This is a genomic window from Pedobacter cryophilus (genome assembly GCF_005116455.1).
GTDB lineage: Bacteria > Bacteroidota > Bacteroidia > Sphingobacteriales > Sphingobacteriaceae > Pseudopedobacter > Pseudopedobacter cryophilum.
In genome coordinates this window covers 227,230-251,118 of sequence record NZ_SWBP01000003.1, presented here as the reverse complement: position 1 = coordinate 251,118, position 23,889 = coordinate 227,230, and the positions used below count along the sequence as shown (strand labels likewise).

Annotated in this window: 22 protein-coding genes and 1 other RNA gene; 6 read left to right on the top strand and 17 right to left on the bottom strand. The window is 32.3% G+C overall.

What is annotated here, in order from left to right:
* Positions 1-2: 2 nt before the first annotated feature.
* Positions 3-968, bottom strand: coding sequence for a KpsF/GutQ family sugar-phosphate isomerase (locus FA046_RS10160; protein ID WP_136826294.1), 966 nt, complete (start codon positions 966-968; stop codon positions 3-5).
* 92 nt (positions 969-1,060) lie between these two features.
* Between FA046_RS10160 and recQ the strand changes: the two genes are divergently transcribed.
* Positions 1,061-3,250, top strand: coding sequence for a DNA helicase RecQ (gene recQ, locus FA046_RS10155; RefSeq protein ID WP_136826293.1), 2,190 nt, complete (start codon positions 1,061-1,063; stop codon positions 3,248-3,250).
* Positions 3,251-3,356: 106 nt separating this feature from the next.
* Complete coding sequence (kdsA, locus tag FA046_RS10150) at positions 3,357-4,166, top strand: 3-deoxy-8-phosphooctulonate synthase (RefSeq protein WP_136826292.1); 810 nt, start codon at positions 3,357-3,359, stop codon at positions 4,164-4,166.
* An 8-nt stretch (positions 4,167-4,174) separates the two neighbouring features.
* On the opposite strand, the gene FA046_RS10145 is transcribed toward kdsA, so the two are convergent.
* The gene (locus FA046_RS10145) at positions 4,175-6,049 is read right to left on the bottom strand and encodes an OmpA family protein (RefSeq protein ID WP_225870913.1); all 1,875 of its coding nucleotides are present in this window, start codon (positions 6,047-6,049) and stop codon (positions 4,175-4,177) included.
* 65 nt (positions 6,050-6,114) lie between these two features.
* Complete coding sequence (locus FA046_RS10140; RefSeq protein ID WP_136826610.1) at positions 6,115-6,696, bottom strand: 7-carboxy-7-deazaguanine synthase QueE; 582 nt, start codon at positions 6,694-6,696, stop codon at positions 6,115-6,117.
* Positions 6,697-6,818: 122 nt separating this feature from the next.
* On the opposite strand from FA046_RS10140, the gene FA046_RS10135 reads away from it, so the two are divergent.
* Complete coding sequence (locus FA046_RS10135) at positions 6,819-7,151, top strand: Rieske (2Fe-2S) protein (protein WP_136826290.1); 333 nt, start codon at positions 6,819-6,821, stop codon at positions 7,149-7,151.
* Here FA046_RS10135 and FA046_RS10130 read toward each other — a convergent pair.
* From FA046_RS10130 to FA046_RS10065, 14 genes are all read right to left on the bottom strand, one after another.
* Positions 7,141-7,563 carry a PIN domain-containing protein gene (locus FA046_RS10130; RefSeq protein WP_136826289.1) on the bottom strand — a complete coding sequence of 141 codons (423 nt, stop codon included), beginning with the start codon at positions 7,561-7,563 and terminating at the stop codon, positions 7,141-7,143. The two genes, FA046_RS10135 and FA046_RS10130, sit on opposite strands and share 11 nt — an antisense overlap.
* A complete protein-coding gene (locus FA046_RS10125) occupies positions 7,560-7,814 on the bottom strand; it encodes a DUF6364 family protein (protein ID WP_136826288.1) in 255 nt (84 codons plus the stop codon). Before FA046_RS10125 ends, FA046_RS10130 begins: the two co-directional genes overlap by 4 nt.
* A gap of 69 nt (positions 7,815-7,883) precedes the next feature.
* Complete coding sequence (locus FA046_RS10120) at positions 7,884-8,765, bottom strand: bifunctional 5,10-methylenetetrahydrofolate dehydrogenase/5,10-methenyltetrahydrofolate cyclohydrolase (protein ID WP_136826287.1); 882 nt, start codon at positions 8,763-8,765, stop codon at positions 7,884-7,886.
* 350 nt (positions 8,766-9,115) lie between these two features.
* Entirely contained in the window at positions 9,116-10,519 is a 1,404-nt protein-coding gene (locus FA046_RS10115; RefSeq protein WP_136826286.1) for a LuxR C-terminal-related transcriptional regulator, read from the bottom strand.
* A gap of 235 nt (positions 10,520-10,754) precedes the next feature.
* Positions 10,755-12,539 (bottom strand): translation elongation factor 4, encoded by a 1,785-nt coding sequence (lepA, locus tag FA046_RS10110; protein WP_136826285.1) that lies wholly within the window; start codon positions 12,537-12,539, stop codon positions 10,755-10,757.
* Positions 12,540-12,944: 405 nt separating this feature from the next.
* Positions 12,945-14,333, bottom strand: coding sequence for a sigma-54-dependent transcriptional regulator (locus tag FA046_RS10105; protein ID WP_136826284.1), 1,389 nt, complete (start codon positions 14,331-14,333; stop codon positions 12,945-12,947).
* Positions 14,334-14,432: 99 nt separating this feature from the next.
* Positions 14,433-14,827, bottom strand: an RNA gene (gene rnpB / locus FA046_RS10100) — RNase P RNA component class A.
* Positions 14,828-14,845: 18 nt separating this feature from the next.
* Positions 14,846-15,271, bottom strand: coding sequence for a c-type cytochrome (locus FA046_RS10095; RefSeq protein WP_136826283.1), 426 nt, complete (start codon positions 15,269-15,271; stop codon positions 14,846-14,848).
* Positions 15,271-15,924: an SCO family protein gene (locus FA046_RS10090; protein WP_136826282.1), complete on the bottom strand. Its 654-nt coding sequence runs from the start codon at positions 15,922-15,924 to the stop codon at positions 15,271-15,273. Before FA046_RS10090 ends, FA046_RS10095 begins: the two co-directional genes overlap by 1 nt.
* A 1-nt stretch (position 15,925) precedes the next feature.
* A complete protein-coding gene (locus tag FA046_RS10085; protein ID WP_136826281.1) occupies positions 15,926-16,375 on the bottom strand; it encodes a hypothetical protein in 450 nt (149 codons plus the stop codon).
* A 40-nt stretch (positions 16,376-16,415) separates the two neighbouring features.
* A complete protein-coding gene (locus tag FA046_RS10080) occupies positions 16,416-16,859 on the bottom strand; it encodes a DinB family protein (protein WP_169303349.1) in 444 nt (147 codons plus the stop codon).
* A gap of 4 nt (positions 16,860-16,863) precedes the next feature.
* Positions 16,864-17,163, bottom strand: a complete 300-nt coding sequence (locus tag FA046_RS10075; RefSeq protein ID WP_136826279.1) for a type II toxin-antitoxin system RelE/ParE family toxin — start codon at positions 17,161-17,163, stop codon at positions 16,864-16,866.
* Complete coding sequence (locus tag FA046_RS10070; protein WP_136826278.1) at positions 17,153-17,398, bottom strand: hypothetical protein; 246 nt, start codon at positions 17,396-17,398, stop codon at positions 17,153-17,155. Before FA046_RS10070 ends, FA046_RS10075 begins: the two co-directional genes overlap by 11 nt.
* 115 nt (positions 17,399-17,513) lie before the next feature.
* Entirely contained in the window at positions 17,514-19,250 is a 1,737-nt protein-coding gene (locus FA046_RS10065) for a phospho-sugar mutase (RefSeq protein ID WP_136826608.1), read from the bottom strand.
* Positions 19,251-19,528: 278 nt separating this feature from the next.
* Between FA046_RS10065 and FA046_RS10060 the strand changes: the two genes are divergently transcribed.
* From FA046_RS10060 to FA046_RS10050, 3 genes are all read left to right on the top strand, one after another.
* Positions 19,529-20,881 (top strand): glycoside hydrolase family 88/105 protein, encoded by a 1,353-nt coding sequence (locus tag FA046_RS10060; RefSeq protein WP_136826277.1) that lies wholly within the window; start codon positions 19,529-19,531, stop codon positions 20,879-20,881.
* A 188-nt stretch (positions 20,882-21,069) separates the two neighbouring features.
* Positions 21,070-22,656: a flavin monoamine oxidase family protein gene (locus tag FA046_RS10055; RefSeq protein WP_205943633.1), complete on the top strand. Its 1,587-nt coding sequence runs from the start codon at positions 21,070-21,072 to the stop codon at positions 22,654-22,656.
* 53 nt (positions 22,657-22,709) lie between these two features.
* Positions 22,710-23,885, top strand: coding sequence for a pyridoxal phosphate-dependent aminotransferase (locus tag FA046_RS10050; RefSeq protein WP_136826276.1), 1,176 nt, complete (start codon positions 22,710-22,712; stop codon positions 23,883-23,885).
* Positions 23,886-23,889 lie beyond the last annotated feature (4 nt).

The window sequence follows — 23,889 nt, the reverse complement described above, 5'->3', positions numbered from 1 at the left end:
ATTTAGATAATTCCTTCTTTTAATAAATCGTGTAAATGTACAACTCCTTCATATAAATTATTTCTTTTTACAATGAGTTGAGTAATATTGTTGTTTTTCATCATTTGAAGTGCGTTAACAGCCATTTCTTGATGATCAATAGTTTTAGGGTTTTTGTTCATGATATCTACAGCTTGCAAATTTTCAAACGATGGATGTTTTTCCATCATTCTTCTTAAATCACCATCTGTAATTACACCCTTTAATTCATTTTTATCTATAATGGCCACAACACCTAATCTTTTCTTTGTGATTTCTAAAATGACTTCTCTAATGTTTGCATCTAAGCCAATTTGTGGTTTTTCGTTTAAATCAGATAAATCGCCAACCTTTAAGTAAAGCTTTTTACCTAAAGCACCACCAGGATGAAACTTAGCAAAATCTTCTTTAGAAAATTCTCGGCATTCTACTAAACAAACTGCTAAAGCATCTCCAAGCACTAATTGTGCCGTAGTGCTGGTTGTTGGCGCAAGGTTATTTGGACAAGCTTCTACTTCAATTGTTGCATCTAAAATAAAATTAGATTGCTGGGCTAAGTATGAATTTTTCTCTCCTACAATACAAGCTAAAAGATTTTGACCTTGCTTAAGCAGCGGAATTAAAACTTTTATTTCTGCAGTGTTACCGCTTTTAGATAAACAAAGCACTAAATCATCTTTTTGGATGATTCCTAAATCTCCATGAACAGCATCAGCGGCATGCATAAAAATAGAAGGTGTACCGGTGGAGTTAAATGTGGCCACTAGCTTTTGAGCAATAATTGCGCTTTTTCCAACGCCAGTTACAATTACTCTTCCTTTAAGATTTAGGATCTCTTGAACCAGCCTACTAAAATCTTCATTGATCTGATTAGTAAGCTGATGAATAGCCTTAGACTCAATTAATATTGTTTTATTTGCAATGTCTAAAATTTCTAGGGATGACTTCAAGATGAAAAATTTTAATTAAAATATCTTTATTTCACAAAAATATGTTATTTTGATGTCTAAAATCAGCATGAGCTGATTTTTCGACTATAAAAATGCAGATTAAAAAATCTTTAATTGATAATTTACAAACTTTTTTTGGGTTTGATAACTTTAAGGGAGACCAAGAAGCTATCATTAACAGTATCTTAGAAAGCAATGATACGTTTGTAATTATGCCAACAGGCGGTGGTAAATCTATTTGTTACCAGCTACCCGCTTTAATGAGTGAAGGAACAGCCTTAGTGATTTCTCCTTTAATTGCCTTGATGAAAAATCAGGTTGACCAATTAAGGGCTTTTGGTGGGAGAGATAGCATTGCGCATTTCATGAATTCATCGCTTAACAAAACAGAAATAGCAAAAGTTAAGCAAGACGTGTTATTAGGGGAAACAAAATTACTTTACGTTGCTCCAGAATCTTTAACCAAACAAGAAAATATCGATTTCCTAAAATCAATCAGAGTATCTTTTGTTGCGGTGGATGAGGCTCATTGTATTTCTGAATGGGGTCATGATTTTAGACCTGAATACCGAAAAATTAGACAGGTAATTAATAATATTAGAGAAGACATTTCTTTAATAGCTTTAACTGCTACGGCTACTCCAAAGGTTCAATATGATATACAGAAGAACCTTCAAATGATTAATGCTAATCTTTTTAAATCTTCATTTAATAGGCCCAACCTGTTTTATGATGTAAGACCAAAAAGAGATGTAATCAAAGAAATTGTAAAATACGTTAAAAGTAATACCGGAAAATCAGGTATTGTTTATTGCTTGAGTAGAAAAAAGGTAGAAGAAGTATCTAACGCTTTAGAAATAAATGGTATAAAATCTTTACCATACCATGCTGGTTTAGATCCAAAAGTAAGGGCAGATACGCAGGATAAATTTTTAATGGAAGATGTAGATGTAATAGTTGCAACTATTGCGTTTGGGATGGGAATTGATAAACCAGATGTCCGGTATGTTATCCATCATGATATTCCTAAAAGTATGGAAGGTTATTATCAGGAAACAGGTAGATCTGGTAGAGATGGAGGAGAAGGAGTTTGTATAGCATTTTATTCTGAAAAAGATATTGATAAGCTTGCCAAGTTTATGAAAGATAAGCCAGTTTCTGAAAGAGAAATTGGTACTCAAATTTTAAAAGAAGTAATAGATTATTCAGAATCTGCTGTTTGCAGAAGAAAGCAAATTCTTCATTATTTTGGAGAGAATTTTAATGAAGTTGGTTGCAATAATATGTGTGATAATTGCAGATCGCAAAAGCAACATTTTAATGCAGAAGAACCTTTAAAATTGGTACTTCAAATGATTAAAGATTTTGGAGAAAAGTTTGATGATCATTATTTAATAAATGTACTATTAGGTTTAGAAACTGCTCAAATACAATCATACAAACATCATCAAACCAAATATTTTGGTTCAGGAAAAGAAGAAGGAATAATTCTTTGGAAATCTTTAATCAGACAAGCCTTGCTTGATAATTTTGTGATAAAAGACGTTGATAATTTTGGATTATTAAGACTAAGTAAATCGGGTAATAAATTTTTAGAAAATCCTCACTCTATCCGTTTTATAATGAACAGAGAAATGGATGCTACAGCAGATGATGATGAGGATGGCGCACAACAAGGCACAAGTGCTGTAGATACTCAGCTTTTGCAAATGCTTAAAGACTTACGCAAGAAATTAGCAAAGCAAAAAAATCTTCCCCCGTTTGTTATCTTTCAAGATCCATCTTTAGAAGAAATGTGTACCCATTATCCAATATCAATGGATGAGATTAAAAATATCTCAGGTGTTGGAAATGGAAAAGCGGCTAAATTTGGAACTCCTTTTATAGAATTGATAAAGAATTACGTGGAGGAAAATGATATTGACAGACCTATTGATTTTGTGGTAAAAACAACTGCCAATAAATCTGCTTTAAAAGTTTCTATCATTCAAAATATAGACAGGCAAATATCACTGGAAGATATTGCTGCATCTAAAGGTATTTCTTACGAAGACATTTTAAAAGAGGTAGAATCTATTGTAGGTTCGGGAACTAAACTTAACTTGAGTTATTTTATTGACGAAATGATAGATGAAGATCGTCAGGATGAAGTTTTTGATTATTTTAAAACTGCCGATGTAGATTCTATTGATAAAGCTTTAGATGAATTAGGCTCTGACGATTATAACCGTGAAGAAATACAATTGATGCGGATAAAGTTCATGTCTGAACTTGGGAATTAACCAATTAAACATTTAAGGGCGTTTTAACACGCTTTCCGCTAAATCTTTTTGGTAGAAAAAACCAAAAAGGATATCGCTGCAATCGTTAACGCAAAACAAAAACATCATGTTAAACATTCCAAAATTAAAAAATACCCAATCAAATAATTTCTTTTTAATGGCTGGGCCTTGCGCCATTGAAGGCGAAGAAATAGCTTTAAGAATTGTAGAAAAAATAGTAAAAATTACAGATAAACTTTCCATTCCATACATATTTAAAGGATCTTACAAAAAAGCAAATCGTTCTAGAATTGATTCTTTTACCGGAATTGGGGATGAAAAAGCCTTAAAAATTTTGGAGAAAATAGGAAGAGAATTTGATATTCCTACGGTTACAGATATTCATGAAAGTATAGAAGCAGAAATGGCTGCTGCTTATGTAGATATATTACAAATTCCTGCATTTTTATGCAGACAAACTGATTTATTAGTTGCTGCTGCCAAAACGGGAAAGGTAGTAAATGTGAAAAAAGGTCAGTTTTTATCAGCTGCCTCCATGAAATTTGCTGTTGATAAAGTAATAGAAAGCGGAAATAACAATGTGATATTAACCGATAGGGGAAACACTTTTGGTTACCAAGACTTAATTGTGGATTTTAGAGGAATTCCAGAAATGAGGAGCTTTAATGTTCCTGTGGTGATGGATTGTACACATTCTTTACAACAACCCAATCAGATTTCTGGAGTAACTGGTGGCAAACCAGCATTAATTGAAACTATAGCAAAAGCTGCAATTGCTGTAGGAGCAGATGGTTTATTTATTGAGACACACCCAGATCCAAAAAACGCAAAATCTGATGGTGCCAATATGCTTCACTTAGATTTATTAGAAGATTTATTGGTGAAATTAGTTAGGGTGAGAGAAGCTATAATATAAGCGTTTTTTTATTTGCCAATTCCAATAATTACAAATTCGGTTCTTCTGTTGTTTGCCCTGCCAGATGATGTTTTATTATCTGCAACTGGCATGGTTTCTCCGTAACCTTTGTATTTAATTCTTGCAGAATTAATATCATGCTCTATTAAATATTGGAAAACAGCTTTAGACCTATTTTGAGACAAGGTTAAATTAGATTGATCATCACCAATATCATCCGTATGACCGTCAATTTCTATAGAAACAGTTGGATTTTCTCCTAAAAAATCAATTAGCTTTTGAAGTTCGGCTTTTGATGTTGGTTTAAGATCAAACTTGTTACTGTCAAAAAAAATGTTTTTGAGCACAACTTTTTTACCAACTGCTATTTTCTGCAATGGCACTTCTAAAACAATGGGCTTACCTGGTTTATACTTTTCTAATGAAAAATTTTCTGAGTAGAATAAATATCCATTTTTAGAAACATTTAAACTGTATTCGTTTCCTTTGGGTAGTGTTCCTAAAAAAGTTCCATCAATGGCGTCAGAATAAGATGTATAAATAGAATTTCCAGTTTTTAAGTCAATGATATCAATTAATGCACCTAACTTTTTATTATCATGATCATCAAAAACAATTCCTTTTACATAGTTTACAGCCGATGGACGGATATTCTGTGGTAAATCAAACGAGTAAATATCAAATCCTCCAAATCCATTAAAATTATTTGATGAGAAAAAAGCTTTTGTACCGCTGGAGTTGATGGTTAAGCCACTTTCATCTCCGTAAGTGTTTATAGGATAACCTAAATTTTGTGGCTTTGACCAAACGTTTGAAGTGTCTAATCTAGAAATAAATAAATCCTTTCGACCAAAACCTGTCCAACCGGTAGAGGAGAAATAAAAAGTTCTTCCATCAGGATGAATAAATGGATACTGTTCACTATAAGGAGTATTAATATTTGATCCTAAATTTTCAGGCATTGTCCATTTACCATCATCACTAATGGTACTTTTCCAAATATCATAACTACCAAAACCGCCTTTTCTATCACTTACAAAATATAAGGTTCTACCATCAGCAGATAATGATGGTTGAGACTCCCATCCTTTTGTATTAATAGGAAAACCTAAATTAACTGGTGTGCTCCAACCGTTACCTTCTTTTTGTGAAACATAAATATCGCATTTACCATAACCATCAGGTCTTGTACAGCCAGTAAAAAACAGAAATTGGCCATCAGGCGATAAACATTGTGCACCTTCATTAAATTCGGGAGTATTAATGTTTGGACTAAGGTAATTCGATGATGTCCATTCGTTATTTACTTTAAGGCTTCTATAAAAATCTTCTTTACCTTTTATTTGTCTGGTAAAAATTAAAGTACTTTCATCAGAAGTTAAAGCTGCAAAATATTCTTCGTCATTGGTATTTATACTTTGACCTAAATTCTCAGGCTTAAAAGCGACTGGATTTTTAATTGCCCCAATAGAGAAAATACAATCATTAATATATTTATCGACAATTGAAATTTTATCGAATTGAGCTTTCCCACTGTTCTTATATGATGTAAAATGTAAAAGGGCAGCTTCATATTCACCTGTATTTAATTCTGATTCAGCATAATAAAAAAGTCGTTCAGGAGCAAAAGTAGAAGAAATTGTAAATGCTTTTTTATAGGCTTCTTTAGCTTTTAAATAATCACCTAAAGATCTATGAATGTCTGCTAGTAATAAATAAGCTTCAATAAATTTATCATCTTCTTTGATAGCTATATTTAAAGCATTAATAGCTTCATTGAAGTTATTTAAATCAATCTGAGCACTGGCAATTTCATAATTTTTAATTGCTGACCTATCACTGCTAGTATACTTTTTTTGAGCATAACCACAGAGGCATGTCAAAAAAATTAACACAAAAAAACAGAGAGACTTCATTAATAAAGGTTATAAATTAAAACTAAGAAATTTTATGGAATATTTAAGTATTTATGCGTTTGTAATGAAATTTCCCATTTTGGGTTATTCATTACATAATCAATAATTAAAGGAATCATTTCGGCTGATTTAGACCATTCTGGTTGTAGGTATAGTTTACAATTAGGACTTACCAATTCTGCATATTCTTCGGCCCACTTAAAATCACTTTTGTTAAAAACAATTACTTTTAACTCATTTGCAGAAGGTGCAATATCTTTTCTTGGGGCTTTGAATTTTTTTGGCGAAAGGCAAATCCAGTCCCAATATCCAGAAAGCGGATAAGCACCTGAAGTTTCTATAAAAGTTGCAATTCCAGCTTCTTTTAGTTTTTTGGTTAGCGCATCTAAATTATACAAAAGAGGTTCGCCACCAGTTACCACAACAGCTTTACCCGGATATTTAGTAGCATTAGAAACTATTTCATCTATAGGAGTGAGTGGATGTAAATCTGCATCCCAACTTTCTTTCACATCACACCAATGGCATCCTACATCACAACCTCCTAATCTAATAAAATACGCTGCTTTGCCAGAGTTAAAACCTTCGCCCTGTATGGTATAAAACTCTTCCATTAAGGGAAGAAGAGTGCCGTCTTCTGGAATTATATTTTTTGTTTTCAAGTTGGCAAAGATAAGGGTATTTTGCAGATAAATGATAAGTAACCACGCAAGCATTTTTACAATTATATAAGTTTATGAAATGGTTTAAAATAGCTGAAACTAATAAAGTTGATGCTAGTATTCAAAAAATAAAGGTTAATAATCAAATTATTTGTCTCATTAATACTAATGGCAAATATGTCGCTTGCAATGTAAAATGCCCTCATGCAGGCGCTGATCTTTCTAATGGCTGGTTAGAGAACAATCAAATAGTTTGTCCTTTTCATAGGCATAAATATGATTTAAATGATGGGAGAGGAGCAGCCGGACAAGGAGATTATTTGCCTGTTTATAAAATTGAAAAACGTGATGATGGATTATATATTGAATTACCAGAGAAATGGTGGAAGAGGTTATTTAGGATTTAACAAAATACTTTAAAGCAAAATCTTTGCAGTTAACTACCTGTATTTCAGAAAAATGAAAATCCTTTAGGTTTTCAGTCACAATGCAATCGCATTTATTTTCTAGTGCAGCATAATACTCTAAACCATCCTCAAAGTCGAGTATTTTTTTATTTTCTAAGGTTTTCAAAATTGCATTTTTAGAATTTTCTGCAATTTTGATATGTTCTAGCAAGATGCTTATTTTATTTTTGGCTGCATGTGCCGAAGTCTTTTTCTCAGCAAAGTAATAAGCGATAGCTAAGCAAACTGGAGAAGTATATAAAGTATGTTGTGGATGATCTGCTAAACTTAAAATTCTAGAAGCGTAAGAAAAAACAGGATATTCTTTATTTAAAACAGCTACTAAAACATTTGCATCTAAGAAAATTTTCATTTTTTTGATGCAAAAAAATCATGATCTATTGATTTTTTAGTTTTACTTGTTTTATAAATAGCTTCGCCTTCTGCTACTTGGGTAACCCAATCAGAAATAGGGAAATCTTCTAAAGATTGATATTGCTTTTCTACTACGTTAGCCAATAAAAACTCTATTAAACGAGAAAGACTAATATTGTTTTTCTCTGCATATTTTTTGGCTTTTAAGATGATATCTTCATCAAAGCTTAAAGTTAATTTTGTATCCATGGCATCAATAATTTTATTATGTCATAAAGATAAATAGTTTACACGTAAAATTAAAATTTAAAATACGTACTAGTTGTAAAATTCTTTTTTAGCTGCAGATAAAGTATTTTTTAATAAACTTACAATGGTCATTAAACCTACTCCACCTGGCACAGGTGTAATGTATGAACATTTTGGCGCTACATTATCAAAATCAACATCACCGTAAAGTTTAAATCCCGATTTTGTTTCGGTAGAAATTTCTCTGTTCATACCCACATCAATCACAACGGCACCATCTTTTACCATATCAGCAGTTACAAAATTTTTCTGACCAATAGCTGCAATAATAATATCTGCTTTAAGCGTAAACTCTTTTAAATTGATGGTTTTACTGTGTGTTAAGGTTACGGTGGCATTTCCAGGATTTGCATTACGAGCCATTAAAATGCTCATAGGGCTTCCTACAATATTACTTCTGCCAATCACTACACAGTTTTTTCCTGCCGTAACTATTCCATAAAATTCTAACATCAGCATAATCCCAAAAGGAGTAGCTGGTAAAAAACAGGGTAAATTTCTTTGCATTCTGCCTAAATTAATAGGATGAAAGCCGTCAACATCTTTTTTATAATCTATTGCTTCGGTAACTTTTTCGGGGTTAATATGTTTAGGTAATGGTAGTTGTACAATAAAACCGTCAATAGAGGAGTCTAAATTTAATTCTTGAATTTTGATTAATAATTCGTTTTCAGAAACTGAATCATTATAACGAATAAGAGAAGATTTAAAACCAACCTTTTCGCAATTACGCATTTTACTAGCCACGTAAGTTTCACTGCCACCATCGTTTCCAACCAAAATAGCTACAAGATGTGGCTTTCTCCCTGTTTGCTCAAGAAGCTCGGCAGCTTCAATTGCAATTTGCTTTTTTAACTCCTCTGATACTAGTTTACCGTCTAAAAGTGTCATGATTGGCTAATTCTTTTTAAGATAATTTGATAATAATTTTATGATTGCTAATCTATTTTTTACTCAAATCTAAAGCATTAGATTCTGATCAGCTCCTGCAAAACTAAAAATTTTAATAGAATAAGTGCCATTAATTGTTCCAAATAACATGTACGCTAAATTTTAAAATACATGTTGGATTAGCGAAATAATTAATGGTGATTTGGATATTTTAATATGCTTTCCTTGTTGGTACCATTTAGGCGGGGGCTAAATATTTTTAGTGAAAATATCAAAAAGTATATCGCTTCAATTGTTAATGCGCTTATTTAATTTATAAAAGCATCTGATAAAAAGATTAACAATAATTTTTAATTATTTAAAAAATCCATTGCTTTTATATTGAAATTAAAGTAGATCTGAGTGGCCTGAGATTTATTGCTGATTTCTAATTTCTTGTATATTTTTTGCTTATGGCTTTTTACTGTAGAAACAGAAACAAAAAGCTGTTCGGCAATTTCTTGATCTTTAAAACCTTTAGCTATTAATTCTAAAACGGTATATTCTCGTTCAGTTAAAGAAGCCAATAATTCAGGATTTCTATCTACTATTTCCTTGTCATTTTCATTCAGCAATAAATTATTATAAAGGTAGGAGGTGAGCAGTTTGTTTTTATTCATCAATATAAATGCGGTAAATAAACAAATAATATGACCTACAAAAAGTGTTTTAACAACTACATGAATAAAAAAATCTGGAATTATAATGTTGGTATATTTTAGAGTTAATATGCTAAATAAGGTTGTAAACAATAAAATGGAAAGATAATTAAGCCAATAAGCATATTTAGTTTGATACTGAGTGAAGATTTTAGGATATAAAAAAAGAAAAACTAAACAAACAACTAAACATAAAAATATTAAATATTTGATGGTGTAATAGCTATTTAGAAAGAAACACGTAATAAAAAAAGCTGCTGAAATAACTATCAATATATAAGATATCCATAAATAGAATTTATAAATCTGAGACCTCTTAATTAAATGTAAAAGAAAAACAGACATGGATAGAATATGTAAAGAAAGCATTAATCCAACCGAATGATCTGCAAAATAAGCTTGATTTACTAACCAAAAATTATTTAAAAATCCGTTGTATAATAAAGATGTTCCTAAGCTAAGTATGGCATAGTAAATATAAAACAATGAAAAAACACTTCGCAGTCTGAAATAAACAAATACCGATACTATTAAAAATGAAAATAAAACAATGATGTTAATGATTTTCACCATTTCCTGATTGTTTTTCTTCTTAAAGAAGTTATTAAAATCGTAAAGTTTTATCGGGATATTGGTGTAAGAAGCACCTGTGGAAACCATTAAAATGGTGGTTGGAATTTTATTTTCAAAAATAAAATAAGGATTAGAGTTTAAACTTAAATTTTCATCTGGTTCGCATTTTAACCAATCCTTTGTTTCAAGTTTGCCATTTAATCTGTAAAAAATAGCTACTTCATGTATATTTACTTCATCAATCTCTAAAACATTTCTTTTTTGCTTAACATCTTGCGGAAGTTTTAATCTATAAATCTGAATAGGATCTGTACTTGAATAGGATATTCTTTTTGAAAGAAAATCAGAGATTCTAGCTTCACTATTTTTAGATAATTTTATGAATTGAGGTTGTGGGCTATTATTTGGAAAATAAAATAATATAATTATAACAATAAAAATGATAAGCGCTGCAAAAGAATAAAAACGCTGAAAAGAAAGCATAACTATGATTTATAATAGGTTCAAATATATCATTATAAATACTAAATATTAATTAAAATACTTTTTGACAAAAATCATTATTTACAAAAGAAAATAAAATGATTTTTTGTAACTGAAATTTATGAGTATTTACAAAAAAAAAGCATCATTTAAATGATGCTTCTAGATAAATTAAAATACGAGTGCTTTGTTTTTTTATTAAATTATTATCATGTAATTTATTAATTACAAAAACTTAATCTAATTTTAAAACAGCCATAAATGCAGATTGTGGTATTTCTACGTTTCCTACCTGACGCATACGTTTTTTACCTTTCTTTTGTTTTTCCAATAATTTACGTTTACGAGAAATATCACCACCATAACATTTTGCAGTAACATCTTTTCTTAAAGCTTTTACGTTTTCACGAGCAATAATTTTAGCTCCAATAGATGCCTGAATAGCAATATCAAATTGCTGACGAGGAATTAATTCTCTTAATTTCTCGCAAATACGCTTACCAAAATCATAAGAATTACTTCTATGAATTAAAGAAGAAAGTGCGTCAACATGTTCACCGTTAAGCATAATATCTAATTTCACCAAATCAGATTGTTTGTATCCTATTTGATGATAATCAAAAGAGGCATAACCTTTAGATATGGTTTTTAATCTATCGTAGAAATCAAATACAATTTCACCCATCGGCATTTCAAAAACCAACTCTACTCTATCAGCAGTTAAATAATGCTGATTCATAATCATCCCCCTTTTTTGAATACACAATGACATTACCGGACCTACAAACTCAGCCTTGGTAATGATATTTGCTTTGATAAAAGGTTCTTCTACAAATTCTAATTTTGAGGGATCAGGTAATTCCGAAGGATTATTGATTACGAAAGGATCGCCTTTTGTGGTATGTGCAATGTAAGAAACGTTAGGAACAGTAGTAATTACTGTCATATCAAATTCTCTTTCTAAACGCTCCTGAATGATTTCCATGTGCAGCATTCCTAAGAAACCACAACGAAAACCAAAACCTAAAGCAGCTGATGATTCTGGTTCAAAAACTAAAGAAGCGTCATTCAATTGCAGCTTATGCATGGCTTCACGTAGCTCTTCAAACTCATCTGTATCTACAGGATAAATTCCGGCAAATACCATGGGTTTTACTTCTTCAAAACCTTGAATCCCGGGAGCTTGACGATCTTTTAATACAATAGTATCTCCAACTTTAACTTCTCTGGCTTCTTTAATTCCCGAAATAATATAACCAACATCTCCGGTTTTAACTACATCTCTTGGTGATGGATTTAATTTTAAAATACCAACCTCATCTGCAATGTATTCTTTGCCTGTGGCCACAAATTTTACTCTGTCGTTTTTTCTAATTTCACCATTAACAACTTTAAAATAGGCTATAATCCCTCTAAAGGAATTAAAAACAGAATCAAATATTAAGGCTTGAAGCGGGGCGTCAGGATCTCCAACCGGAGGAGGAACTCTATTAATTACGGCTGTTAAAATATCTTGAATGCCTAAACCCGTTTTGCCAGATGCTGGAATAATATCTTCTCTTTTTCCGCCAATTAAATCAACAATTTGGTCTTTTACTTCTTCTGGCATTGCACCAGGTAAATCCATTTTGTTTAATACCGGAATGATATGTAAATCTTGCTCTAAAGCTAAATATAGATTAGAAATAGTTTGAGCTTGAATTCCTTGTGAAGCATCAACAATTAACAATGCGCCTTCGCAAGCAGCTATAGATCTAGAAACTTCGTATGAAAAATCTACGTGGCCTGGAGTATCAATAAGGTTAAGCGTATATTCTTGCCCTTCATGAATATAGTTCATTTGTATAGCATGACTTTTAATAGTGATGCCACGTTCTCTTTCCAAATCCATATTATCCAGTAATTGAGCTTGAGACTCACGCTGAGTAATGGTATTGGTGAATTCTAATAATCGATCTGCAAGAGTGCTCTTACCGTGATCTATGTGTGCAATAATGCAAAAGTTACGTATATGCTTCATTTGATCTGCAAAGATAGATTATTAAGGCTATTTTTTTTGAGTATTTTTTTGAATCATTCATCATTTTTTAACCTTTTACTTAAGAGTAATTTTTAAGAGTACATATATTTAAAAAGGTTATTTAGAAACATGTTTTGATGATTAATAATGAGTAGTATAATAATTTGGGCGTCCCGATAGCTATCTGGATAACACGCTGTCCGCTACCTGCCTGCCGCAGGCAAGGTATTTTTTTTGCCGAAAAAAGCCAAAAAGGATGCCGCTACCATCGTTAACGTATAACGTTTTTCTTCAGAATAATAAGTGTAAAAATTAATAGAATTAAGATTAGAAGAATATCTATTCAAAAAAAATGCAAACTGATAAACAGCTTGCATTTTTTTATAAAGGAAAACGAGAAGAATATTATTCTCTTTTTAAACCAAATTTTTCAATTTTACTATATAAATGACTTCTTTGAATGTCTATATCTTCGGCAGTTTTAGAAACATTCCAATTGTTTTTTTCGAGTTTATATTTGATAAATTCCATTTCTGCATGGTCTTTATAATCCTGAAAATTAGTAAATGAATCGTAATCAAAACCACTTGATGTGGTGCTGTTGTTGTTTTGAGGTTCGTAAATACTACCCATAGGATTTGCAAATGATTTTACGTCATCAGCGGTAATGGTTTTATCACTCAAAATAATCAATCGCTCAATTACATTTCTTAATTCTCTGATATTACCTGTCCACGGTAAAGCTTTTAATGCTTCTTGGGCATCACTATTTATTTTTTTAATCGGAATACCATAATCATTACAAATTTCTTCACAAAAATTTTGAGATAATAAGCTAATATCATCTCTTCTTTCTGTTAAAGGAGAAACATGTATATGAATTACATTTAAACGGTGATATAAATCTAAACGGAAATTACCAGCCTCAATTTCTTTTAAAAGATCTTTATTAGTAGCTGCAATTACTCGCACATTTACATCAATTTCTTTTTCGCCACCTACTCTGGTAATTTTATTTTCTTGCAGGGCTCTTAATACTTTTGCTTGTGCAGATTGGCTCATGTCGCCAATTTCATCTAAAAAAATAGTACCGCCGTTTGCTTGTTCAAATTTTCCTATTCTTTGCTTAATTGCCGAAGTAAATGATCCTTTCTCATGACCAAAAAGTTCTGATTCTATCAGTTCTGATGGGATAGCGGCACAATTTACTTCAATTAAAGGTCCGTTAGAACGATTAGATTTTTCATGTAACCACCTTGCAACCAATTCTTTACCGCTTCCATTTGCACCTGTAATTAAAACGCGGGCATCTGTAGGAGCAACTCTTTCAATAGTTTCTTTAATTTTAGCAATAGAAGGAGAATTTCCTAAAATTTCTCTCGTTTTTGTTTTATTAACTTTTTGCTTCAGCACTTTAGTTTCGGTAACTAAATTACCTCTGTCTAAAGCATTTCTAACTGTAATTAAAAGTCTGTTTAAATCTGGTGGTTTTGATATAAAATCGAAAGCACCTTTTTTTGAAGCTTCTACAGCAGTTTCTACAGTACCATGTCCAGATATCATGATGAATGGGAGGTCTGGCTTTAAATTTAAGCCGCTGCTTAGTACTTCCATACCATCCATGCGGTTCATTTTAATATCGCATAGCACAAGATCATAATCATTTTTCTTGATTAACTCCAGACCATCAATGCCATTATCGATATCGTCTACTTTAAAATCTTCATATTCTAGTATTTCTCTTAAAGTGCTTCTAATTGCTCTTTCATCATCAATGATTAAAATTTTGGCCATAATTAAATTCTTAAGGTTTGGGGTAAAGTGTATACAAATTTATACAATATTTTAAACAAAAAAAGTCCTGCAAATTGTTGCAGGACTTCAAAATGCTTGTAATAATGCAAATTTGTAAGCCGGGTTCTGTCATCCTGAAACAATTCAAGATGTCTCTACCATTTATCTTGCCATAATATTGCTATTATGGTCTATCGGTCTACCCATTTTGACAATGCTTTCACATCACAGAGCGAGCAACTCTTTCAAAACTTATTTGACCTTTCAACTCCTGAGGTTTACCACGATACATGTCGCCATGCAAAGTCGTGAGCTCTTACCTCACGTTTTCACCCTTACTAAAAGCCCAAAGACTTAAAGCGGTTTGTTTTCTGTAGCACTTTCTGTCGCCTTTATTACAAGGGCGCCTTCCCGTTAGGAAGCAGGATGCTCTATGTTGCCCGGACTTTCCTCCATCCCGCTAATAGCGGAACAGCGATAGAGCAATTTGCTTTGCAAAGTTAAGGATAAAATTATTGACAGTTATTTAAATTCTGATCTACTTCCTTAACATCAAAAATACCTTGCTTATTTCCGAATGAATTTGTGATATAAGTTAACACTTTAGCTAAATCTATTGGCGCCAAATGCTTTTCGGCAGGCATAGCAAATTGATAATCTATTCCGTTAATTTTAATAGAATCATTTAAACCGTAAACAATATAACAAGCCAGTTTTGCTCGGTTTGTTCTTAAAAATGTACTATCATTTAAAGGTGGAATCAATTGAGCTAAACCTTTACCATCAGCCATGTGGCAATTTTGGCAATGTACTTTATAAACCTGCGAGCCATCTGCATAATAACGTTGGTATTTTACACTTTCGGCGTTAACACAAGCGCTCATAAAAGCAGCTACAGAACACAAAATAAAGAAAGAATACACAATATAGTTACGCATCAATTCTTAGTTTTGTACTCATTTAAAAGTACATCCATATCTTCCATTAGCTGTTTTACTTGGGTTTCATCAGTCCCGTCATAGGCGCCTCTAATTCTTTTTTCTTTATCAATTAATAAAAAATAACCCGAATGAGTGATGCCTCCTGGCGCTTTATTATCCTCGGCAGTAAAAGACATGTACCCGGTTTTAGCTAATTGATATACCGTGTCTTTATCGCCTAGTAAAAAATGCCATTGTTTTGAACTTACCCCTAGTTTTGTAGCGTATTTTTTTAAAACAGGAATGGTATCATGCTTTGGGTCTATGGTGTGCGATAAAAATTTAACCTCTTCATTTCCCTTGAATTTATTATATATAGATAACATGTTTTTGCTCATGATTGGGCAAATGGAAGGGCAGGATGTAAAAAAGAAATCGGCAACGTAAATGCTTTTGCTTAATGAATCATTATTGATGATGATACTATCCTGATTCATAAAACTAAAATTGGGAATAGTTTGATAAATAGTATCTACCACAGTTTTACCATTAACTATTTTTTCAATAGGTTCTCTCTGACCAAGTATTGGCAGCTTTTTAGTCTCGTTATTACAAGCAGAAATGATGAATACAAAAAAAATAGGAATACAGCTTTTAATATTATATTTCATGTTATTTATATTTTTGAATGATAGCTCCACTTTTAGAAAGAGATTGATCAAATAATGTTTTAACCGAATCAATTTTTATTTTCTGATCTTTTAAATAACTCATCACCTCATCATGGTTTTTACCAGTGTAATCAGTATTAAAATTATTCATCCATTTCATCATGGCCTCATCAGCATTGGTTAATTTTATTTTTAAATCGATCATTTCTGTTTTTAGCTGAACAGTATCTAAATCTGGCTTTACTTTTTTTAGACTATCTAATTTGTTTTCTATCAGGCTTAAAGCCGATTTATTTTCTTGGAGTAAATCCATCCGACCCATTAAAACATCATGCTGATCAATCACTTCTTTTTGAAGTTTTTGTTGCTCGGCCTTTTGATTTTGGCATCCTGATAAAGCAAATAATAAGAAGACTAATGCGTAGAAGCAATTCGATATTTTAAGAATCATTTTGAGATAATATTTAAAAAGATTTACAAAGAAAACAAAATTATCTCACCCAAAAGATATAATCTGTAACGGGTAATTGTGTTCTTTCTTCTTTTAGGAGTTGCACTATTTGCCCTCTATGGTAAGTGCCATGATTTACCAAATGTGTTAAAATATCTCTTAAAGAGGTTTTAAAAGAATCTCCTTTAGAGTTTTTATAGGATATCATTTTATCAAAATCAATATCCTCTAATTGTAGTATATAGTTAGTCCAATTTGATTTATTTTGAAGCTTCATTTCATTTAAATTGGGTTGTACTTCCCAAATATTTATATCTGCCTGTAGATTTAAACATCGGTTTAACCAAACCTTTTGAGCGGTTAATAAATGAGAAAAGAGTAATTCTATTTTTGGATTAAGCAAAGGTTTCTCTTCAATAGAAGTCCAAATTTGTTGGTTTGCCCAAGCTTCATAGTTAAAGAGATTTATAAAATGGGACTTCAATTGCTTAAAGATTTAGATTTTTAGGGTTTTGCCTATTATCAAATAAAGATAGAATGACAATACGATTTTCTAATACCATGAAAAACAAAGAGGTTTGTTTAGAAATCACACATTTCCTTATTATCTTTTCTCTGTTTATTATTGGAAATTGTTTTGGGGAATTCTCTATCCGAATTAAATATTTATCAATTGACTGAGATATTTCAATAGTAATTTTTTCTCCCCATTCATCAAATAAATATTCTACCAATAAATCATATTCAGACAAAGCTCTTTGTGTCCAAATTATTGATTTAACCTTCATTTTTAGTACCTAATCTATTTATTTTTTCATTAATGATTTTTGATACATCTGCATGTGAATATACTCTTCTGGCTTCAACATCTTTTAAACCTGCCTCAATTCCAGTAATTTCAGCTTCCGACAAGCCTATCCATTCATTTTCTTCAATTTTATATTTTAATCCCAATCTACTAAATAAAGCTTTTAAAGCCGGAAGGTCTTTTTCTTTATCAACTTCTACCGTAATTGTTGTCATAACCAAATTTACAAATTAGTAAATTGAAATACATCATTTTAAAATGATCTTTCATAAAACAAAAAAAGCTGTTGAGACTCATTTCTCAACAGCTTAAATTTAAATATTTGTTTTCTTAAACAGCTAAATCGCTCATTATTTGATCTACCTTTTGCTCTAGCTCATCATTCACTTTATCAAAATCAGCTTTAGAAGCTAAAGGTTTATTTACACTGCAATAAAATTTAATTTTAGGCTCAGTACCAGACGGACGAGCAGAAATAATGCAACCATCTTCTGTGATAAATTGCAAAACATCAGATTTTGGGAAAGCCAATTCAGAAGATGTTCCGGTAAGTAAATCAGTTTCTTTTCTTAGTGTATAATCTTTTAAAGTGACCACTTTAGAACCCCCTAAAATTGCTGGTGGATTGTTTCTAAACCTTTCCATCATTGCAACAATTTCCTCGGCGCCTGCTTTTCCTTTTTTGGTAATAGAAACTAATTTTTCTTTATAGAAACCATATTTCAAATACATGTCAATCATGGCATCATACAAACTACTTCCTTTGTCTTTGTAAAAAGCAGTCATTTCGGCAATAAAAGCACAAGAAATTACGGCGTCCTTATCTCTTACAAATTCACCAACCAAATAACCGTAACTTTCTTCGCCACCTACAATAAAGGTTTCTTTACCTTGTTTTTCGGTCATTATCTGACCAATAAATTTAAATCCTGTTAAGGTATTATAGCAGGTTACATTTTTAGAGGCGGCAATTTTATCAATCAAATAAGAAGTTACAATGGTTTTAATTACATATTCTTTACCTGTAAATTTTCCTTCTTTTTCCCAAGCTTCTAACATGTAATTCACCAAAAGTGAACCTGTTTGGTTACCATTTAATAATTCAAACTCTCCTTTATGATTTTTTACGGCAATACCCACACGGTCAGCATCTGGGTCGGTAGCTAAAACTAAATCTGCATCAGTTTCTCTTGCTTTTTTCAGCGCAAGCGTTAAAGCTTCTTTTTCTTCTGGATTTGGATAAATTACAGTAGGAAAGTTGCCATCAGGCGTAGATTGTTCTTCTACTAAAATTACGTTTTCAAAACCAAAACGCTTTAAAGCTTGAGGAACCAAAGTAATTCCGGTACCATGAATAGGAGAGAACACAATTTTTAAATCTTTTTGTCTTTTTATGGCATCAGGAGAAACAGAAAGAGAAGTGATTTTATTTAAATAATCTTCATCAATTTCTTCGCCTATATAGGTGATATTTTCTGGCTTTGCAGTAAAATTAATATCATCTACACTAGCAATTTTAGCCACTTCATTCATCACTAATTTATCATCTGGCGCAACAAACTGCCCACCATCTGCTCCATAAGCTTTGTATCCATTATATTCTTTTGGGTTATGAGAAGCTGTTAACATTACTCCACTTTTACAGCCTAATTCACGTACCGCAAAAGATAATTCTGGCGTGGGGCGTAAAGCCTTAAAAAAGTAGACATGAATATCATTTGCAGAAAATACATCTGCTGTGATTTTGCCTAAAACATCAGAATTATTACGACTATCATGTGCAATAGCTACTTTTATTACTTCGCCAGGATATTTGTTTTTTAGGTAATTACTTAAACCTTGTGTTGCTGCTCCTATAGTATATTTATTTACACGATTAGAGCCCGCACCCATAATGCCACGTAAACCGCCAGTTCCAAATTCTAAATCTCTGTAAAATGAATCTGTAAGATCGGTGTAAGCCTTATTATCTATTAAATCTTGAATTTCTTTTTTTGTTTGGCTATCGTAATTACCGGTAAGCCATTGGTTAATTTTATCAGCTGTAGCTTTTTCTAATTCTTGCATATTTAGGTGGTTTCTTGTCATCAAAGTTAATACTTAAAGACAAAAAGCAAAGCAGATAAGCTTAAAGTATTCATATTAAGAATTAATTTAAGCCAATTATCCAAAAAGCAATTAAAAAATTTGTACAGGATAAAACAGGATAGACTTTATATTAACTTCTGCTAATTTTAGATTACCTAATTATAAGTGAACTAAAAATCCTTGTTATTTTATTTTAGCTGTTTTGAATTCAATTATTGAATGAGAATTTAGCTTTTAACTTTAAATGTTATTACAATATGAAAATTAAATTTTTGTGCCTATTTGGTTCATTATTTCTCTCTTTACCCGCTTTTTCTCAATATACTACTATTGTTGGCAATGATGTAACTACACCTTTACATCTTTTAAAACCAGCCTATATTACACCTTACGGAGAAACTAAACCCGCTGATATTAAACTAGTGTTGGATAGAGTTTTTAATTATTTAGATAAAGGAACGCCCGTAAATTTGATAGACCAAAGCTCTGGCAAAATCATAAGCAAATTAAACGAAGCTAATGGTAACAGTATTTTTCAAAAAGGTGATTTTAGATTGATTAGCTATGAGTGGGGTGTGGTTTACACCGGAATGTTAGCTGCTGGTACTATAATGGCTGATCAAAAATATATTGATTATACCACCAAACGACTTGATTTTATTTCAGATGTGGTTGTCAATTATAAAGAATACCTTAAGAAAAATCCAAAAGCAGTAACACCTGTAAAATCGGTTTTAGAGCCACAAGCCTTAGATGATGCAGGTTCTATGGCTGCGGTAATGATTAAAGCGCAAAGAACAAATCAAGTAAAAGCAGACTTAAAACCTATTATCAACAATTATTTGAATTATATACTCACTAAAGAATTTAGGTTGAGCGATGGAACATTAGCCCGCAACAGGCCACAACCCAATACACTATGGCTTGATGATTTATATATGAGTTTGCCGGCTATTGTTCAGATGGGCGTGTTAACGGGTGATAATAAATATTTTGATGAAGCTGTAAAACAGTATCAACTGTTCTCTCAAAGAATGTTTAATAAAGAAAAAGGCTTGTATATGCATGGTTGGGTAGAAGGAATGGATCCTCATCCACAATTTCATTGGGCTAGGGCAAACGGTTGGGGTTTAATGACAAAAGTAGAGCTTTTAGAGGCTTTACCAAAAAATCACCTAGGTAGGGCTTTAATTATGGAAATGTATAAAGCTCATGTAAAAGGCTTGGCTAATTACCAAGATGGTACAGGTTTTTGGCATCAGTTAGTAGATAGAAATGATAGCTATTTAGAAACATCTGCTACTGCAATTTATGCTTATTGTATTGCTAAAGGCATAAATGAAGGTTGGTTAAACAGCAAAGCTTACGGTCCGGTGGCATTATTGGCGTGGAATGCAGTAAGTAAAAAAGTAACCTCTTCTGGCCAAGTAGAAGGAACTTGCGTAGGTACTGGAATGGCTTTTGACCCTGCTTTTTATTATTACCGCCCTGTAAATGTTTTTGCAGCTCATGGTTACGGTCCGGTACTTTTAGCAGGTGCCGAAACTTATAAATTGTTGCAACAGCATCCTTTTGAAATTAATGATAGCTCGGTTCAGTTTACCAAATAAAGAATGAGTTTTCAAGATTAAACCTTTTCTTTCCCTTAAAAAACCAAATACTTAAGTAATTGATAAGGATTAGGGCTTTTTTATTTCACTAATTTACAATTTTAGCTAAATAGGTAACAATTTCATTAGTATTTTTTAAATAAAAGTTAAAAAATCATATATTTATTTTCTTATTAAGTCAATAAAATTTGAAATCTTTAAGTAGAAGAGATTTTTTAACCAAAAGCAGCTTGCTTGCTGGTGGAGCTTACCCAGCTTTACTCGCATTGGGAATGTTAAAAGCGGCTCCATCTTATGCTTTTAACCCTCAAGGAGATGGCAAAGGTAAAAAAGTACTCATTTTAGGCGGTGGCTTATGCGGCATGACTACTGCCTACGAATTAACAAAGTTAGGTTATAGCTGTACCATTTTAGAAGCCAGAGACCGTGTGGGCGGCAGATGTTGGAGCGTGAGAAAAGGGAGTCACAATACAGAAACAGGTTTACCAAAACAAACAGCTCAATTAGACGACGGACAGTATTTTAACGCTGGGCCAAGTCGTATTCCACATCATCATGAATTAACATTACATTATTGTAAAGAATTGGGTGTCCCACTTCAAATTTATAATAATGTGAATGAAGGTGCCTATTATTTTAGTGAAGGAAAAGGACCGCTTTCTAATCAAAAAATAAAAGTGAGGGAAGTGCATAATGATATGAGAGGTTATATGAGCGAATTGCTGCATAAATCTATCAGTCAGGATAAGCTTGATTTGGCTTTAAGTAAAGATGATATTGAGAAAGTGTTAGAATATTTACGAGCCGAAGGAGGTTTGGATATTGATAACCTATATAAAGCGTCAGCAAGAAGAGGATATACGGTTGCCCCATCTACCGGCAATCAAGCTGGTAAAGTTGCCGAAGCTCATCGTTTGGCCGATTTAATTTCTTCCGGTTTAACCGACCCTGATTTTTATAACGTGGCCGAATATACTTATGAACTGCAAATGACCATGTTTCAGGCGGTAGGAGGTATGGATAAAATTGCAACCGCATTAGAGAAAAAGGTAGGTACGCTCATCAAAAAAGGAGCAGAAGTGACCTCAATTATCAATACAGACGCAGGTGTAAAAGTAAGTTATACAGATACAACAGGAAAACAAGAAGCATCAGCAGATATTTGTATTTGCACCATCCCCTTAACGGTATTGAGCAATTTAAACCATAATTTTTCTTCTGATGTAAGTAGGGCAATAGATTATGCATCTTACATAGCCACCGGAAAAATAGGCTTGCAATTTAAACGCCGCTTTTGGGAAGAAGACGAACAAATTTATGGTGGTATTACTCATACTAATAATGATTTAACTCAAATATTTTATCCTTCTAATGATTATCAGTCTAATAAAGGGGTGTTGTTAGGTTATTATAATTTTAATGATAAGGCGATAAAAACAGGTAATCTTTCTTTAATAGATCGTGAAAAATTGGCTTTAGAAAAAGGAGCTTTAATTCATCCTCAATATCTTAAAGAGTTTGAAAAATCTTTTTCGGTAAGCTGGCATAAAACGCCTTGTAGTTTAGGCGGATGGGCTTTATACACCTCAGAAACAAGAGAAAGTATGTATAAAGCATTATTAAAACCAGATAAGCAGGTTTATTTTGCTGGCGAACACATGACTTATTTAAACGCTTGGATGGCTGGTGCATTTGAATCGGCTAGGAGTGTGGTTACAGAAGTAAATAATAGGTTGAGCGAGCAGCGGGGAGAATATAAAAAAGTTGATAAATAGTTTGAAAGGGTTAGGTTATTTAATTATAAATAAAGGTTTTTAAAAAATAAAATATGGCAAATTCTATGAACAGACGTAGCTGGATTAGATCTAGTGCGTTTATGGCAGCAGGAATCACTTTTTTTAGTGGAACATTTACTTCGGCAATTGCTAAAACTAAGGCAATTAAATCTTCGGTAAAGCGAGTATTTTTTGAATCCGATCAATCGGCAGCGCAGGCTTTTCCTAATGAAATTAAAGCCCGTTTGTTAGCCAATGAAAACCCATTTGGACCTTCGGCGAAAGCCAAAAAAGCCATTCTTGATGCTGTTGATAAAAGCTACCAATACCCATTTGCCCACTTTGGCGAATTGGTTAATAAAATTGCTGTTTTTGAAGGGGTTAAGCCCGAGCAAATTATGTTAGATGCTGGCTCAAGTCCAATTTTAAAAGCGGCAGCCATTCATTTCACCAAAAAAGGAGGTAACATTATCACTTCTGACCCCAGTTACGATGATTTACCTTCAACAGCGGAAGGTTTTGGAGCGCAAATTATTGCTGTTCCGTTAACGGCCGAATTTAAATTAGATTTAGATGGGATGGAAAAAAAGATCAATACCGATACTAAATTGGTCTACATCTGTAATCCTAATAACCCAACAGCCACCGTGGTGGATACTGCTAAATTGAAAGCATTTGTAGAAAGAGTTTCTGCAAAAGTTCCTGTTTTTATTGATGAAGCTTATATAGATTATTTGGATGATCCACAATCTGTTACCTTATTTTCGGCAGTTAAAAAAGGTCAAAATGTGATTGTGGCTCGTACATTTTCTAAACTTTACGGTTTTGCTGGCTTAAGAGTTGGCTATGCCATTGCGCAAGCAGAAATGGTTAAAACTTTAGACGCTTATACCAATGGCGCCATGTCTATTTCGGCAACTTCTTTAATGGCAGCTATTGCTTCTCATCAAGACCGTGAGTTTTTAGACGATACCAAAAAGAAGACACAAGTTTCTAAAGATTTCCTTTATAAAACCCTAAAAGAAGAGGGTTATACCTACATTCCTTCGTTTGCTAATTTTGTGATGTTTCCAATTAAAATGGATGGTGATAAGTTTGTTTCTGAAATGAGAAAAAGAGGAGTGGGAATTAGAAATTGGGAATTTAATAAGCAGCATTATTGCCGAGTAAGTATTGGAACCTTACCAGAAATGCAGCTTTTTGCTGAAGCTTTTAAACAAATTTCTTAATTTA

Excerpts from the sequence above, each read along its gene's own strand:
- FA046_RS10095 (WP_136826283.1), bottom strand. The coding sequence starts at position 15,271 with ATGCGTAACTATATTGTGTATTCTTTCTTTATTTTGTGTTCTGTAGCT.
- FA046_RS10120 (WP_136826287.1), bottom strand. The coding sequence starts at position 8,765 with ATGACACTTTTAGACGGTAAACTAGTATCAGAGGAGTTAAAAAAGCAA.
- FA046_RS10135 (WP_136826290.1), top strand. The coding sequence starts at position 6,819 with ATGAAATGGTTTAAAATAGCTGAAACTAATAAAGTTGATGCTAGTATT.
- FA046_RS10070 (WP_136826278.1), bottom strand. The coding sequence starts at position 17,398 with ATGACAACAATTACGGTAGAAGTTGATAAAGAAAAAGACCTTCCGGCT.
- FA046_RS10140 (WP_136826610.1), bottom strand. The coding sequence starts at position 6,696 with ATGGAAGAGTTTTATACCATACAGGGCGAAGGTTTTAACTCTGGCAAA.
- FA046_RS10065 (WP_136826608.1), bottom strand. The coding sequence starts at position 19,250 with ATGCAAGAATTAGAAAAAGCTACAGCTGATAAAATTAACCAATGGCTT.
- FA046_RS10085 (WP_136826281.1), bottom strand. The coding sequence starts at position 16,375 with ATGATTCTTAAAATATCGAATTGCTTCTACGCATTAGTCTTCTTATTA.
- kdsA (WP_136826292.1), top strand. The coding sequence starts at position 3,357 with ATGTTAAACATTCCAAAATTAAAAAATACCCAATCAAATAATTTCTTT.
- FA046_RS10125 (WP_136826288.1), bottom strand. The coding sequence starts at position 7,814 with ATGGATACAAAATTAACTTTAAGCTTTGATGAAGATATCATCTTAAAA.
- FA046_RS10130 (WP_136826289.1), bottom strand. The coding sequence starts at position 7,563 with ATGAAAATTTTCTTAGATGCAAATGTTTTAGTAGCTGTTTTAAATAAA.
- lepA (WP_136826285.1), bottom strand. The coding sequence starts at position 12,539 with ATGAAGCATATACGTAACTTTTGCATTATTGCACACATAGATCACGGT.
- FA046_RS10090 (WP_136826282.1), bottom strand. The coding sequence starts at position 15,924 with ATGAAATATAATATTAAAAGCTGTATTCCTATTTTTTTTGTATTCATC.
- FA046_RS10075 (WP_136826279.1), bottom strand. The coding sequence starts at position 17,163 with ATGAAGGTTAAATCAATAATTTGGACACAAAGAGCTTTGTCTGAATAT.
- FA046_RS10050 (WP_136826276.1), top strand. The coding sequence starts at position 22,710 with ATGGCAAATTCTATGAACAGACGTAGCTGGATTAGATCTAGTGCGTTT.
- FA046_RS10115 (WP_136826286.1), bottom strand. The coding sequence starts at position 10,519 with ATGCTTTCTTTTCAGCGTTTTTATTCTTTTGCAGCGCTTATCATTTTT.
- FA046_RS10060 (WP_136826277.1), top strand. The coding sequence starts at position 19,529 with ATGAAAATTAAATTTTTGTGCCTATTTGGTTCATTATTTCTCTCTTTA.
- FA046_RS10105 (WP_136826284.1), bottom strand. The coding sequence starts at position 14,333 with ATGGCCAAAATTTTAATCATTGATGATGAAAGAGCAATTAGAAGCACT.
- recQ (WP_136826293.1), top strand. The coding sequence starts at position 1,061 with ATGCAGATTAAAAAATCTTTAATTGATAATTTACAAACTTTTTTTGGG.